This window comes from Sphingobacterium sp. UBA3519, assembly GCF_002377215.1.
GTDB classification, from domain to species: Bacteria; Bacteroidota; Bacteroidia; order Sphingobacteriales; family Sphingobacteriaceae; genus Sphingobacterium; species Sphingobacterium multivorum.
Map to the genome: position 1 here is coordinate 120,964 of NZ_DFPI01000037.1, position 15,640 is coordinate 136,603.

A 15,640-nucleotide genomic window follows, 5' to 3' on the forward strand; every position below is an offset into this window, starting at 1 on the left:
CGTTTTTTTAATTTCTAATAAAAACAAAATATTAATTTAAATAATGCGATATATAAACATCAAGGCAATCGGGTACATGCGAATATTGACTGAAAGTAGAACAAGCTGTTCCGATTTCGACTCTTAATTTACAGGAATACTTTTTTTCAAAGGGATTATTGTTAGTACCCATAATTTTTTGAATTCTATCAAAGAAACTTACCATAAAACTTAACATAAATTTGCCGCGATACTTTTTATATCTTTCTACTTGAAAAGATTTATTACAAATGGAGATTAGATCCTCTTCAATAATTCCTAATTCTATTTTGAACAATTTTTCTATTTTTTCTAAAGTATTGATTTCTTCTAACTGCTTTAATTCTAAATTTAAATCTATGCAATTTTCAAAAATATTTCTGAGAGTCCTATCGATAAAAAGTCTGTCTTTTCCATTTTTATATATATTATTCTGATAATAAAATAGCCAATAGTTTAGTATGGTAATTTGATTTAGAAAGTCACTTCTAAGCTTTTTATATAGATTTAATGCTAAACTTAAATCATTACTACTTCTTTCGAAACTAAATTCTGTTATTAATATTGACTCAATACATTCCGAAGAGCAATATAGATTTTCAATACTATAACAAGGCGTGACATAGATGTCCTCTGAAACTGCTGAAAGATGGAAATCATTATCTATAAAATAGCCAATTTTGACATTATTGTAGTTTTTATTGTTTTTTATTATTTGATGTATTTTGATCACCTCATCTCTTCCTCCCGCTACATAATCGTAAAGTTTCGATTTGGTTTTCAATCGAATAATTCTTGCATAATATATTCTATCTTCTTTCCCTTCATAAAAACAAAAATTCGAATTTTTAGGATCTTTGTTTTTGCCAAGCTCAATAATAAAGTCGGTAAGAGCAACAGAAGTAGACTCGCGAGCAGTACGCATTTCATGTAATAAACTCATTCTTGCTCCTCCTTATCTAATCATATATTGGCGCATACTCACTGCATGAATATCTAATTCATTATCGAAAATAAATGGTGAATGCGTCACTGCAATCATGAAATCACATTTTTCGGATTTTAATATGTCCGGAAGTAAATTTCTTTGCCATCCTAATGTCAATGATAGCTCGGGCTCATCAAACAACAGAATACAATTTTTAAAATCTTGTAAATAAATTTTAGAAAATATTGAGACAATTTGTTTTTCTCCTGAAGATAGTGAGCTCAAAGGCATGACGTCTTGCTTGGGAAACGTTCTCTCTAAAGTAACGCTTACTAAGCTTTCGTTGAATATGAAATGCTTATTTTCAAGATAATTGTTACATATTTCTACAAATGTCTTTATTCTTAAATCTATTTCTTTTTGTTTGTTGTAAATATCTGAAAGCTTTAATAGAAAAAAAACGAGATCTTTTTTATCTTTTAAACTTTTTGAACTTAAAATACCTAGAATATTATTTCGATCTTGTTCAGAGAGGTTTCTTCTCAATCTATTTAATATAATTTCTATTTCATTATGCTTAAGTTGACTATATATTTCGTCAGAAACTTCTGGGAATCCTTTTAACATTTGGCTGAGTATCAGTCCTGTAACTTCTGTAAATCCAGATAGAGATAATTCATTAATCTGACTTATAACGTGATTAATTCTTTGCTCTACATCTTTCATCCCAAAATGGATGATATTATCATCGTTTTCTATTATTTCACTTTTTAGAGATTGCCTATGGGGACTAAATAATGTATAATCATCATCATCATCGTCATCATCGTCGTCATCATCAATATGAACTAATCTAGAATCCAAGTTTTTTAACTCCTGCTCGACTCTTCGATATGTTGGAAAATATATTACATCTGAGGTGATCTCTTGATCAAGCACTTTGATAACATCTTCAAAAAGGACAATAAAATCATCCATTATTATACTCACAGTCGATTCCACCAAATCATGCATTGGAACTTGCCGGAGTTTATCTCGAATTCCCGATTCTAATAGATAAGAAACAACTTTATCGAAATAAGTTGAGGCAAGTTCATTTTGAAAACCAAGTTCTTGTTTTAACGTGTACACATCAGGTAACAATTTTAATAATTGTTTCGTTATATTACGATAGCGTATGTTTTTTCTTGCATTACTTGATCTAAATATATATGATTCTAAATCTGCTTTTCTAAAAAATAATATATTATTAGAAGTAAATTCGATTTCGATGGAGTAAAAATCAATTTGCAATAACTTTTCCCATTTTTGTTTTAAAACGTAATAAATACAGTTTAAAACTGTTGTTTTCCCCAATCCATTTTCTCCAATTATTATTTTTATTTGGTCTTCAAATGGTATTTCAATATCCTGATTTCCAAATAATCCGAATATTTTGAAAAATTTAATTGATTTCATAAAAATATAGGTAATATCTTTTTCTTTGCTGTCAATATACGTGATTTTTTTGTTATTTTAGTGTGTTTTATTTTTATTTCGTTCAGTAGCGTCCTAAATGTGATTTAAAAAGGGTGGTGAATGATATAGCAGGGAATGCTATATTTAGTTCGCTAAAACAGATCACCACCATGGTAAATATAAACGTATTTTCTCAGATTCTCTCGCTTATCGACCGCGAGCGTTTCAATTTTTTGGTGCGCAAGCATAATTCAGACAAGCACCACAAAGGTATCAACAGCTGGACACATTTGGTAAGCATGCTTTTCTGCCATTTATCGTCTGCAGATTCGGTTAGAGACATCAGTAACGGTTTGCGGAGTACAACGGGCAACATGCGCCACATGGGTGTCAGCAGGGTGCCCAGCAAGTCCAATCTGTCCTACATGAATGCGCATCGTGACCACGTGTTGTTTCGAGACCTGTATGTGGAGTTATTGAACAAACTCTGGCAGAAGCAGACGCATCTTCGCTCAGAACTTCGGGTGCTGAAACGCAAAGTGCTGTTGATGGATGCCACTGTGATCCCGCTTTGCCTGTCAGTATTGATTGGGCAAAGTTCCGAAGTGCCAAAGGTGCTGTGAAGCTGCATACGATACTGGATTACGATGGTTGTATGCCCAGCTTCGTGCATATTACCGATGGCAAAACACATGAATCCACCCTGGCAAAGACCCTATCCTTTCCCAAAGGATGTGTGGTAGTGGTGGATCGAGGTTATGTCGATTACGCCTGGATGAACGTTTTGGACAGCACTGGCTGCTTTTTCGTAACAAGGAGCAAATCCAATATGAAATATACGGTATTGAAGTCTTGGAAAAGCGATGAACTGAAAGAAGCAGGGGTGATTGAAGATCAAGTTATTGCCTTAGATGGCGTCTCAGCAACTCGGTACGGAGATAAGAAGATGCGTCTTGTCCGGGTTTGGGACAGCATCAAAAATGTGGAATACGAGTTCCTGACCAATCATTTTCAGTGGAAGGCGGCAACGGTAGCTGCACTTTACAAAGAGCGCTGGGAGATCGAGACGTTCTTTAAACACCTCAAGCAGCGGTTGAAGGTCACCAGTTTTGTAGGATTATCCTTCCAATACCTCAGCACCCCACCAATAGAATCCTTCTGCAATAAAGCTTGTCGGCTCCCGCATAGAATTTTGATACACTTTTCAATATCGCTAACACGGAATCCAATAGCTGATTCTGCTTTAAGCCTTTTGAAAATTTCTAGTGAACTAATTTGTCGGTCAAAATAGCCTTGTTCTATCCAAACTTTAAGAAGTTCGAGCAGAGGTTTGTTAGTTTTTCGGGTGCTACCTTTCGGCGCATTTTTCTTTTTCCAAATAATACGAGTACCTTCTCCTTTTTCAGAATAAATGATATGGGAAAATCCTTTATAACCATCTTCGTCAATAGCTTTGGTGTGGTACAATTGAATATTTCCTGCTTTGGTCCCATTAACTATAATTTTTGAAAAGGGGCAATCGAGAAGAAAGGGGAGAAGATCTAACTGATCTTCATTGAAGCGATTTTTGTCGCTTGGTTTTATAATGAAACTAAAGACGTAATTATTGGGTTTGCCTAGGAGAAAGGAAAGTTCATCATCGCGCATGTCTATTTCATTCAATCGTTCGATCACTTGGCAGATGATTACATAGTCCATTCTGGACATAATTACGTCTGGCTTGTCCGCATTCCGGATAGATGGCCTCTGAATAATTTCAATCAAGGGTATAAAAATTGACGAGATTAGAACCCAAATGATATTTTGACTTTGCCCCCTAATCCCTTTTCAACAACATCAAACAATGTTTTTAATGTAATGTTACTTCCGTTATTTTCAATTTTCGAAATATATTCACGCTTTTTATCGATGAGTTCTGCTAGCTCGGATTGGGTAATATTTCTTTCTTCGCGTGCTTTTTTAAGGAGCAGCCCAATTTTAAAAGATTCAAAATCTCTATCTAATTCATCTCTTCTTTGGGTGCCTACTTTTCCGTAAACATCATCTTTAATATTTTTCCAGTTCTTAGTTTCCATCTTCTCTACCTTTTTGTTCGTAATATTCAGCCATGATACTTAATGCTTTTTTGATCTGATTCAAAATACACGCCATATATTGGAGCCAAGCTGAATCCTAGCTTCATATAATCCGTCGGTTCCAGTTAAATGTTTTAAATAATTACTCGGAACCCGTTCGAGAGTTTCTATTGCTTCAATTATTTAAAAAATTTTGTCCTGTACCTTTTTGGGGTGATCCAAAAGGTAGACTTCAAAATAATTTTTAAAAGCGATGACCTCTCGAACTCTCATATTACAAAGGTAATTTAAAAGTTACTTTTTGTCAAATTTTTAAAGATTTGTTTTATAGAACTCCTCCCAAACACTTTTTATAACTTCTTTGTCTTTAGTGTCTTTTGTTGAAAGATGCTGATACAATTCGTTCAAATCACGAAGTTTCTCAGCATGTCTCGAAGCTTTTATTCCCTTCAATACTTTTTTTACAAAAACCGGATCAGATAAAGAAACAACTTCCTTATCCACCTTTTCGTGAGAATCACTTACAGCCCAATTATCAGGAGGTGTGATATCATCAAGATCTCGATTTAATTTCTCAGCAATTAATGGATAGTCTGCACTATTATATTTGTGATCAGTAGCTTGTCCTTCGCAAAGACCAACATAGCCTTCCGATTTATCTATTTTTTCGGAAAAATCACGAGTCGATAGACCTTCGATCAGTCGATAAAACTTAGTTGAATTAATTATATAGAGTGAATGCTTATTAATTTTTGCCATTTATTCTAGATTAAGTGGCAATAAACTGTAATCATTCAATTTTGATTGTATAAGAAATTTTGTAAAAATCGAAATTATGCTTACATTTGTATTATGGGTAATGCTTAAATAATGTGTTACTCGTGCATTTATACGGCTTTTGAAGCTTGATCTTGCTAAAGAAAACCTAGGAAATTTTCAATAGACGCAAGATGAAGAGTTCAAAGCCCAATCTCTACCTTTGTAGGAAGGAGAGGTGGGCTTACTCTTTGTTCTCGTCTATAGGCTTCCTAGGGCCTTCTTTAGGGAATAAGGTAAGTTCCACCTCTTTTTGGTTATACCTTTCATATAGATTTCATTGCTCAATCGCCAGAGATTATAAACTGAGCAATGATGAGAAAACAACTATTCAAAAATGTCATCCGAAATCCGGAATAATTAATTTAGTTCTTCAGATTATTCTGACTTCACTAGCTATGGAGAGTGTTTCGCCAATATTGATGCCTTGTAAAATTCCATTCACACACCTCTAGCTTCACTATTAATAAAATTTTAACTGTGGCCCACGGCCTGAAAAATAACTGATTTCTTTCGGACAGGAACTGCTATGCATTCAGGTCAGATTCAAAACTTAAAAAATGAAACCCAAATGCAATTACATTCTCGCTTTAGAAAGAACGCTTTATCACGTTCATGAATCTAATTATGACCCATTAAAAGACATTGAAGCTTTTTGGAAGCAATATCCAATTGGTCTAATCAGAGACAATCTTATTGAACTTCAATCAAAAGTAAAATCAGAGGCGCTCTCTGGATTCTCACTAGACATATTGAGAGCTTTTGTTGCTTATCTAAAGGCACATTTAAGCAATTTGGATTTGGTTCCACTATCTCTTTCGGAAGTTTTCGAAACAAGCAAAGAAGAGTTAAAGGCAACCCAGGAAATCTCGGATTTCTTTCAGCGGGTATCACCATCCAATACCAATTCCTAAAATGATGAAAAAATTAAAACTACAATCCAATAGCAGTGCATTGCTGCATATTCAAATACTGAAGATTACGGTACTTGTGATCTTATACGTTCTAGTTTCTATGTTTAGTTTATCAGCTCAGACGCCCCGCAAGGATAGCGGGGCTGATGGGCAAATGAAAGCAAAAGATATCACTGAAAACGGCCTGCATATCGGAGACTATGTCCCTGATCTGTCCATTACGCCAATTCACAATTACAAATCTAAATCCGCAAAGCTATCAGATTTTAAAGGCAAGTTGCTGATTCTTGATTTTTGGGCAACATGGTGTAGCCCCTGCGTTGCCATGATTCCCAAGATGGAAGAGCTCCAGAAAGAGTTTAAAAACAAAGTACAATTTATATCGATCACCGATCAGAAAGCAAAAGATGTACTTGCTTTTATCTCTAAACTAGATGCCAAATGTCGGGGTGATATTCCTGTGGTTACAGATGATAAACTGCTATCTAGCTATTTCCCTCATGTCTATTTACCTCATTATGTCTGGATAGATGCTGGGGGCAAAGTGATTGCCTTTACCGGTGCAGAGGAAATTTCTCGCGACAATATTATTCAAGTGCTGGAAAAAGATGGTAATACAAATCTCAAAAGAAAGCATGATTATAAGATCGAATATGATTATTCCGACCCTCTTTTTATAGGAAGCAATGGCGGTATTCCCACTAGCCTCAATTTCTATTCAGTACTGACGGGATATCAAAGTGGCCTGAGTTCTATTTTCACCAAAGCTCCCCTTAAAGATAGCACGCTAATACGCTTGACGTTTACCAATGACATTATTCCACATCTTTTTGGTGGTGCATTTGGTGGCAATCGGGGTGAATTTAGTAAAAAAAATATGCGCTTTTTGGTAAAGGATACGACAAAACTTTTGCCTATCGGAGATATGGTGGAGTGGGCCAAAAAGAACACCTATTGTTATGAATTGATCTTACCTAAATCGCGTAAAGCTGAGAAATATGCGATCATGAAGGATGAACTTAACCGATTTTTCCCCCAGTATGAAGTCTATATCCAAAAGGAACTTTCTGAGGTTTTAGCACTCGTCAGATTAGATACCATAGATCGGATTGAGACTGGCGGCGGAAAGGAAATAGCCGCATTCTCAGGCGTTGGATTTGAGTTGAGAAATGCTTCGATCAAATGGATCTCTCAACAGCTTGGGATGATATACCTGCAAAATCATCCCTTACCAATCGTAGACGATACCGGATATGCAAAAGCAGTGGATATCAAAATAGAAGCAAAGATGTCTGATGTCGGCAGTCTCAATCAGGCGCTGGCAAAATATGGCTTGGCACTCCAAAAAAAGCATAAGGAAATAGAGGTATTGGTTTTTAAAGACAGATAGCTAAAGCAATGAAACAAATAATAAAATGCTGTGCCATGATACTTATGAGTATATTGGTTATACATGTTGACCCGATAAAAGCACAGGAAAACCTAATGATTCGTGGTCAGGTTATTTCACAAGAAAATAAACAACCTTTATCAGGTGCAACAGTAAAATCAAAGGCTACAAAGTTAGTGATTGCAACCGACAAGGATGGGTATTTTAGTTTTGAGAGCAAGTCGGGCGATTATATTAGTGTAAGCTTTACGGGCTTTGAAAGCAAGAGTTTTACGCTTCTAAAGGCTGATAAAAATCTCGTTGTTGAACTTCTTCCTTCGGATCGTAGAATCGATGAGGTTCAGGTGGTATCGACGGGCTACCAAAAACTACCGAGAGAAAGAGCTACAGGCTCATTTGCGACGATTGACAATAAGGAATTAAATCGCAGGCCTGGTGAAAATGTGCTCAGTAGATTGGGGGATATGAGTGCCGGATTGTCAATCAATAGAACGTCTACTACTAAAAGCCAGTTTAATATTAGGGGACAAAATACCCTTTTTGGTGGTAGTAAACCGCTTATTATCGTGGACAACTTTCCTTACGATGGTGACTTAAACGCAATCAATCCAAATGATGTCGAAAGTGTCACTCTTTTAAAAGATGCTTCAGCAGCATCTATCTGGGGAGCTAGAGCGGGGAATGGTGTACTGGTAATTACGACCAAAAAAGGTAATAATGATCGCCCTGTAGAAATTAATATAAACAGCAACTTGATGATCGGGGGTAAGCGCGATCTATTTTATAGATCACGTATCAGCGTAGATGATTACATCGATCTAGAACAAGAGCTTTTTAAGAAAGGCTTTTTCAAAAACACAGAAACCAATAAAAATAAATTGGCACTTAGTCCTGTAGTAGAAATGTTAATACTCGCTCGAGATGGTAAACTTTCTGAGGACGATGCCATCTCGGCCATAGCGCAATACCGGCAACAGGATATCCGCGATGATCAATTTAAATATTTTGAACGCAACAGTCTCGCCAGTCAGGTTGCTTTCGATATCTCCGGTGGAACTAAGGGGTATTCTTATCGTGCCTCTGCTGGGTACGACCGTGCGCTCGAAAATCAGCGTGGACAAGAACATGATCGATATACGGTAGGCCTTAACAATGTTTATCAGATAAATTCTCGGTTGGAGCTGGGACTAGGTGTCAACTTTGTTAAAACTCTAGCTGAAAATAATAATGTTAATTTTGTTCCCTTTTATCCGTATGGCAGATTAAAGGATGACAGTGGAAATAATATGTCTTCCAGTAAATTGCGACAGCCCTATATATTGGAACAGCCAACAAATGGTTTACTGGACTGGCAATATAGACCTTTGGACGAACTAGCTTTGAATGATGATAATACGAATGTGTCTGATTATCGGATCAATACCTCCCTGAAATATAAAATTTGGAACGGATTGTCAACCCAATTTCTATATAACTATACAGGTAGCAGAAGTAATCGAATCAATAATCAGCATGAGGAATCTTATTTCACTCGGGATCTGATCAACCGGTACACGACAATCAACAAAGATGGCAGTCTGAATCGGGCGGTTCCCATAGGTTCGGTTGTAGATGGCTATTTATCAAAAATGGATGCTCATAATTTCAGGTGGCAGCTTGATTTTCAACATAAGTTTGGTGCCGCACATGTTCTAAGTGCAATCGGAGGGATAGAGGTAAGGGCAATTAACTCGGAGAATTGGATCAATAGATCGTATGGATATCAAGAAGATACAGGTAACGGAATTTTAGTAGATTATCTAACGCGTATTCCGCAATACATTAATCCGGCAAGCTCCTCCCAGATACCTAATATTGATGACCATAAAGGGAATTCTGATCGATTTTTATCTTATTATATGAACGCTGGCTATTCTTACCAAAATAGATACAGTCTTTCTGCCAGTACACGCTTCGATCAAAGTAATCTGTATGGAGTAAAGACCAATGAGAAAGGTGTTCCATTGTTTTCCGTTGGTGCTGCCTGGACTTTGAGTTCTGAACCATTCTATTCACTTGATTTTCTCCCTTACCTTAAGTTGAGGGCGACCTATGGAAGGAGTGGTAACACGTCCAACTTCTATTCGGCTAATATCATAACTTCTCTTGCCAACGCTTCATCTTCACCGATAGGTGAGCCGTACGCCGTTGTTGAAAATCCGCCAAATCCTAGCTTACGTTGGGAGAAAATGGCCATGTTTAATATCGGAATGGATTTTGGAATGAAGGCTAATCGCATAACAGGAAGCATTGAATACTATACAAAACGTAACCACGATCTCTATGGATCGGTACCTTATCCGTACTCTACGGGTGTAATGTTTTTTAAGGGAAATGTAGCCAGTACAAAGGGAAACGGTTTGGATCTGACTATAAATGCTAAAATATTAGAGAGAAATATTAAATGGTCGGCGACAGGCCTATTATCTTGGACAAAGGATATTGTAGTGGATGTCCCAGAACAGTCCATTTCCTCGGGTTTTCTTGATGGCAATCTAGTGCCGATCAAGGGTAAGCCTCTCTATGGCATTTCTAGCTATCGCTGGGCGGGTTTGGATCCATCAAATGGAGATCCTATAGGTTATTTAAACGGCTTGGAGAGCAAAAGTTACAGTAAGATCATAAGTACTGCGACATTAGAGAATATTGTTTTTAATGGGTCGGCAATACCACTTTATTATGGCTCGCTGAGAAACACGTTTGCCTATAGGAATTTCTCGCTATCCTTTTTGATTAGCTATCGATTGGGCTATTTCTACCATCGTGAATCAGTAATTTACGGTAATAACTTTGGACTGGGGTCTACTACAGGTGGGACACCTACCCATGGCGACTACGGCAAACGATGGAAGGCAATAGGTGATGAACTCCATACGCAGGTGCCGTCCGTACCCTTGAGCAATGTTAGTGGAAGAGATGATTTCTACAAATATTCAGAGGTATTGGTGGAGAAAGGGGATCATATTCGATTTCAGGATATCCGATTGGATTATATGTTTTCCAATAAACATAATCTGCCATTTCGTACAATAGGGTTGTATGCTTATGCCAATAATATTGGGTTGATCTGGAAAGCCAACAAGCAACATATAGATCCGGATTATCGTAATATGCCCTTGCCCTTGACACTGTCCTTGGGTATTAAAATAGGTTTGTAAATCAAAAATAGATCACATGAAAAATTATATAATAACCTTTAGCATTATATCTAGCTTCTTTTTTTGTGGCTGCAAAAAAGAATTTTTGGATAAGAAACCGAGTTTATCGGTTATCGTTCCGACAAAAATTTCAGACTTTAGGGCGTTAATGGATGATCCCTATATTTTCATCTATTATGGTGTTCCCATGTTGGGGACGATATCATCCGATGATTTTGTTGCATCCGATGATATTATTGGGATATTGTCAACAGCAGAACGGGGTGCATATCTCTGGGAAAAAGCTATGGATGGAAATGATAATGACTGGTACTATGGCTATCAGCAGGTTTTTAATTCAAATTTAGTTTTGGACGGATTAGCAAAATTAAAAGGAGAGGACACTAGGAATGTAGCCTATCGTAATCTGCAAGGCACAGCGCTTTTTTGGAGATCATTTGCTTTTTTAAATCTGCTGGAAGGATTTGCAAAACCTTTCAATAGCAGTACAGCCAATCATGATCTTGGTATTCCTTTGCGGACAACTTCGGATGTCAATGCAAAATTTGATCGTGAAACTGTGCAGAAAGGATTTGAAAAAATTGTTACCGATCTGAAGCAGGCCGTAGATCTTTTGCCTAATGTAGAGAAACATAAGAGCCGACCAACGCGGAATAGTGCATTAGCATTATTGGCGCGTGTATACTTACTCATGGGTGATTATACGAATGCAGGAGAGTACGCCGATCTAAGCCTAAAGGAAAATCATGCATTATTGAATTATCGTACTTTGAACCCCCATGCGCCAAGACCTTTTCCGCTAGGTTTGAGTGGTGATAATCCCGAAATCCTACTGTATACATGTATGACGCGTAGTATTTTTCTTCAATCAACCTTAACTGGAGTAGACCCTAAATTATTTGGGGAATATCGCGATGGGGATCTCAGGAAGGATTTATATTTTGAAGATAGCGGATTGGGATTTTACAATTTTAAAGGGAGCTATACCGGGGATTCGGAATATTTTGCGGGTTTGACTACGAGAGAACAATTTTTAATTCGAGCTGAATGCTATGCGAGGTCAGGAAATGTGGATTTGGCGATGGCCGATTTGAATGCATTGTTGGTAACGAGGTGGGATGATCGTTTTGTCAATCTAAAGGCTAGATCCAAAGAGGAAGCTTTGTCAATGATTCTTCAAGAAAGGCGGAAAGAGCTGATAGGACAAGGTTTAAGATTTTCGGATCTTAGACGTCTGAATTTGGAGCCGGAAAGGGCGGTGACCTTGACAAGGAAAGTCAATGGTCTAGACTATCGCTTACCTCCCAATGATGATAGGTATGTTTTTCTGATCCCATTTCAAGAAGTCCAGATGACCGGAATTACACAAAATATCAGATAAAAAAAGAAGGCGTATTGTAAACGCCTTCTTCTGTTTGACTACGTTGTGGTTTAACTATTGATAGTTTCCACGTACGATGAGTGTTGCCACTGGGTTAGAGGCAACATCGTTTGTCGATGTTTCTGGCATTGTTTCAAATTCAGCGGAACAGATTTTGTTGAGATTTGTTTGACATTGTGCAGTTCCCGGAGCTGGTGGTGTGTCATGCCATTCGCTATCGTAAAAATAATAGCGTTGCGATTGTTTCAAGGGATTGTTAGTTGCGAATACATAGCCTGTACCTAAAAGTACTGCGATCAATGCAAGGTTTAATTTTTTTGTTTTCATGATGATTGGTGCCTTTTTGCTAAAAAACACAAAACTTTAAATTTATAATTTGTTTGTCTGCCGAATTGTTGATGGGGATCGACTAGCTGCTCTACGCTTCCCCTTTCCGATAATGATCTTCTTACGTAAAGTGATCGGGACTTAATCATACTTCTTGTTCGACCTCCTTTCTTTAATTAAATACACAAACCCTAAAACTGCTATTCCGAGAAAAAATAGATTAAATACAAAATGCCCCTTCCAGCTGATCGTAGTGATGACACCACCGCAAATGCAAGGAATACGATCAAAATAATCACGTATAATCAATAGAATGTATATGGTAAAAATACCGAGTAGGCCAAAGGAATATATAAAACCAATCATTCTGTATCGTTCGATATATAGAAGTGCTACAGCTAGAATCAGTGAAATTGGTAAAAGATAAAATAGCATCTTTGAAACAGTCGAGGAAAACACCTGATTATCCAATTGATATTGGAAAAAATTGAGATCCGCTATTTTTGAGAGTACAGTATACACAAATAATAGAATGAGCATAGCCGCTGATACATTTGAAACTGTCAAGTTAAATTTGACCCATTGCATAAATCTGTTATTTTTATTTACAGATTTTATACCTGTATTTATTATCGATTTAGAATCTTTCATATCACCGTTTTTTATTTGAAGCTAAGTTACACTGTTGTAAAGGGCATGCGTTAGGCCAAATTTGATCTGTCGATATGCCAACTTTGATCGGGCTCCTTAGTAGCCGTCATAATCTGAAAATAAATAGGGGTAGCCTTTAGGGAACTCATCATAGACATGGAGGTAGGCCAATACAAAAGGGCATACCCAGCGCCGGTTGAATAGGTCGACAATTGACGATAGATCAAGCGGATCAATGTAGGTGCGGTCATAACGCTGGAGAATTTCGCTGATATCGGATTTAATCCGCTCTCGCCGACTGTCTTTTTCTTCGTAGTCTAGATCTCCATACAAAATAGCCCAATACATATCTTGCAACTCTACAATGTAGAGTAATTCACCATGCCAATAATCCAGCTTAAAGCCATGCTTTTTTAGAATTGAAAATAAAAGTTCCAGACAGTGATGTACGTCCATCTCATCGAGATAGGGTGGCGGAATGGCAGTGAAAGCGATATTAGCCCATTCTTTGTCGACCTGATTATTGACATACGCCAACTGGATCATGATGCCTTCACATTGCACTTCGTAAAAATAGTAAGCATCGAACTCATGGTCTCGGTAGAGAGCAGAAGTAAAGGTAATTTCAATCAAAATGTTGGATAGGATATAGAAGAGCTCCAGATGATCATTGCCAATTGGTGGAAAGGTGAGGTAGAGGTATTCATCAAAACTGAGCGGTGGTTCACAGCTGATTTTCTGATCCGTATCGGTTCGCCTGATGTCGATCTCTGTGGACAGATGATCATCCACGTGGAGAAATTCATGGTATAACTCATAACGGCAGGCCATGAGCTCCTGATGGAATGAACTTTCTCGCCAGCCTTGTGGAGCCAACAAGTTCATCAGTTGCGGTACAGCGTCATAAGTATCCTGAAGAATCGCTTGGGTGATTTTATTGCCTAGTATTTTATTGTTGTTAAATTTCATGTTTAAGTTTATCGGTTATTTTAATCTTTGGAGTTGTTTTCAATTTCTGCTTTAAACTGCGATGCAGTTTTGCCGGTCAACTTTTTTATAAACCTGTTCAGTTCACTCGGACCGCTAAATCCGGTCTCATCTGCAGTAGCACCCAGTTTATCATGCTCCACGATGGTTAGTTGCACGAAGGACAGCAAGCATATATTACGTTCGTCTCGCATGCTGATACCGTAAAATTGATGATATTGGCGGCTTAGACTCGCTGGATCGACAGCCAGAACCTGAGCAATTTCATGGATGCGCGTCTTCGCGCCTTCATGAAAGACGATCACTTCGAGCAGTTCTTTCGCTTTCTGTGGGAGTGGCAGGATCGGATCCTCTACCTCGATGAGCTTAAAACGGCTGAGATGAACCAAGAAAATTAAATATCTGAGCAGGATATGCTCGTTGTTGAGCGTATTGGGGTTAAGCTTGCTAAATAGGATGCGCAGATATTTGATGGTCAGCGGGCCTACCCTAAAGTCTGCACTTTTAAGTGTTGCCGCCGACTGTTCCTTCTTAGCTTGAATAAGATGTCTGATAAAAGAGAATTGCTGTAGGACAGGCGGTCTGAACATACCGGCATCCACAATAAAGCCAATGAGTATGTGATGGCCGACCGGCAGGTGTAAGTTGTAAATGCCTTTAGCTAGGTAAAAATAGGCACCCTTTGCTTCGGATAACTCAAAGGTAAAGGATTGATCCATACGTTTGCCGTAAATATGGCCTGCACTTAACTGGGGATAAATGAGATGCAGGTCGTTCATCGTGATCTCCACCTCGAGATCCATTGCCTCGTTGATCCAATACTCATAGTAATAGAGGTAAGCATACCGCCCATCGAAGGTCTGCTCGCTGATCTGATTGTGGGTAGACTGCCAGTGCATTTGCTCTGCATTGCGAATAGGGTAACTGAATGTTTGCTGAGGATGCGTAACAACACTAAAATCCTCATTTAACGAAAATTGGTAAGATCTTTTCATCTTAATTATATAATTAGTTAAAAGATGATTTTATGAAGTTTATTTAGAGGGAGCCAAATAAAATTGTACATGACCAGTTTTTTAATGCAGTTGACGGAATTAAATTTTAGTTGACATTTTTTAATTGTAGATGACAGATCTAAGCTGTATTTGAATTGTAGATGACAATAACCCGTATATGTACAATTTTTTTTGAAAGGATTTATTTGTTCTAACATATTTGCCACCGTCGGATCCGATATGGAGTAGTCAAGTGTTCAACAGAGGGAAGGTACAATCCTTTGAAGAACCAATTGTAAATCAAAGATAGTATGAAATGAAAATCTTGAAAGATCAGGTATTCAATGGCATAGATCAGGCAATGGAAGCGCAGCCTATTTTACAATGGGATGAGCTGCAATCTTTTATTTCCGGTGAGGTCAAAGATGAGGAAAGTTGTCCCATCTTAACTTTCTAATTCGCGCAGCCAAATACCCTTCAGGGAGGAATGAAAACGATAGTGC

The 15,640-nt window shown here is 37.6% G+C and carries 15 protein-coding genes; 7 read left to right on the forward strand and 8 right to left on the reverse strand.

Annotation, left to right across the window (positions count from 1 at the left end; translation table 11 throughout):
* Positions 1–31: 31 nt before the first annotated feature.
* Both B3297_RS23345 and B3297_RS23350 read right to left on the reverse strand, forming a co-directional pair.
* Entirely contained in the window at positions 32–961 is a 930-nt protein-coding gene (locus B3297_RS23345) for a DUF4435 domain-containing protein (RefSeq protein WP_286779572.1), read from the reverse strand.
* Between the two features lie 12 nt (positions 962–973).
* Positions 974–2,404 carry an AAA family ATPase gene (locus B3297_RS23350; RefSeq protein WP_286779573.1) on the reverse strand — a complete coding sequence of 477 codons (1,431 nt, stop codon included), beginning with the start codon at positions 2,402–2,404 and terminating at the stop codon, positions 974–976.
* 116 nt (positions 2,405–2,520) lie between these two features.
* Here B3297_RS23350 and B3297_RS23355 point away from each other — a divergent pair, with 116 nt between their 5' ends.
* Positions 2,521–3,027, forward strand: coding sequence for a DUF4372 domain-containing protein (locus B3297_RS23355; protein WP_286779574.1), 507 nt, complete (start codon positions 2,521–2,523; stop codon positions 3,025–3,027).
* Positions 2,976–3,695, forward strand: a complete 720-nt coding sequence (locus B3297_RS23360) for an IS4 family transposase (RefSeq protein ID WP_286779575.1) — start codon at positions 2,976–2,978, stop codon at positions 3,693–3,695. The genes B3297_RS23355 and B3297_RS23360 overlap by 52 nt, the downstream gene beginning before the upstream one ends.
* Positions 3,696–4,188: 493 nt before the next feature.
* Here B3297_RS23360 and B3297_RS23365 read toward each other — a convergent pair whose 3' ends face one another.
* Complete coding sequence (locus tag B3297_RS23365) at positions 4,189–4,479, reverse strand: helix-turn-helix domain-containing protein (protein ID WP_286779576.1); 291 nt, start codon at positions 4,477–4,479, stop codon at positions 4,189–4,191.
* A gap of 312 nt (positions 4,480–4,791) precedes the next feature.
* The gene (locus tag B3297_RS23370; protein WP_286779577.1) at positions 4,792–5,238 is read right to left on the reverse strand and encodes a hypothetical protein; all 447 of its coding nucleotides are present in this window, start codon (positions 5,236–5,238) and stop codon (positions 4,792–4,794) included.
* Positions 5,239–5,855: 617 nt separating this feature from the next.
* Between B3297_RS23370 and B3297_RS23375 the strand changes: the two genes are divergently transcribed.
* The 4 genes from B3297_RS23375 to B3297_RS23390 are packed head-to-tail and all read left to right on the forward strand — an operon-like array spanning position 5,856 to position 12,177.
* Positions 5,856–6,209, forward strand: a complete 354-nt coding sequence (locus B3297_RS23375) for a hypothetical protein (protein ID WP_286779578.1) — start codon at positions 5,856–5,858, stop codon at positions 6,207–6,209.
* Position 6,210: 1 nt separating this feature from the next.
* Entirely contained in the window at positions 6,211–7,599 is a 1,389-nt protein-coding gene (locus B3297_RS23380) for a TlpA family protein disulfide reductase (protein WP_286779579.1), read from the forward strand.
* Between the two features lie 35 nt (positions 7,600–7,634).
* On the forward strand, positions 7,635–10,796 hold the full coding sequence (locus B3297_RS23385) for a SusC/RagA family TonB-linked outer membrane protein (RefSeq protein ID WP_286779580.1): 3,162 nt from the start codon (positions 7,635–7,637) through the stop codon (positions 10,794–10,796).
* 16 nt (positions 10,797–10,812) lie between these two features.
* Positions 10,813–12,177 (forward strand): RagB/SusD family nutrient uptake outer membrane protein, encoded by a 1,365-nt coding sequence (locus B3297_RS23390; protein WP_286779581.1) that lies wholly within the window; start codon positions 10,813–10,815, stop codon positions 12,175–12,177.
* Positions 12,178–12,231: 54 nt separating this feature from the next.
* Here B3297_RS23390 and B3297_RS23395 read toward each other — a convergent pair whose 3' ends face one another.
* The 4 genes from B3297_RS23395 to B3297_RS23410 all read right to left on the reverse strand — a co-directional run bounded on the left by B3297_RS23395 (position 12,232) and on the right by B3297_RS23410 (position 15,137).
* Positions 12,232–12,504 carry a DUF6520 family protein gene (locus tag B3297_RS23395; RefSeq protein ID WP_286779582.1) on the reverse strand — a complete coding sequence of 91 codons (273 nt, stop codon included), beginning with the start codon at positions 12,502–12,504 and terminating at the stop codon, positions 12,232–12,234.
* Positions 12,505–12,645: 141 nt separating this feature from the next.
* On the reverse strand, positions 12,646–13,155 hold the full coding sequence (locus B3297_RS23400) for a MauE/DoxX family redox-associated membrane protein (RefSeq protein ID WP_286779583.1): 510 nt from the start codon (positions 13,153–13,155) through the stop codon (positions 12,646–12,648).
* Between the two features lie 96 nt (positions 13,156–13,251).
* Positions 13,252–14,124 carry a hypothetical protein gene (locus B3297_RS23405; RefSeq protein WP_286779584.1) on the reverse strand — a complete coding sequence of 291 codons (873 nt, stop codon included), beginning with the start codon at positions 14,122–14,124 and terminating at the stop codon, positions 13,252–13,254.
* Positions 14,125–14,144: 20 nt separating this feature from the next.
* Positions 14,145–15,137, reverse strand: coding sequence for a helix-turn-helix domain-containing protein (locus B3297_RS23410; protein WP_286779585.1), 993 nt, complete (start codon positions 15,135–15,137; stop codon positions 14,145–14,147).
* Positions 15,138–15,453: 316 nt separating this feature from the next.
* Here B3297_RS23410 and B3297_RS23415 point away from each other — a divergent pair, with 316 nt between their 5' ends.
* The gene (locus tag B3297_RS23415; RefSeq protein ID WP_153847820.1) at positions 15,454–15,594 is read left to right on the forward strand and encodes a hypothetical protein; all 141 of its coding nucleotides are present in this window, start codon (positions 15,454–15,456) and stop codon (positions 15,592–15,594) included.
* Positions 15,595–15,640 lie beyond the last annotated feature (46 nt).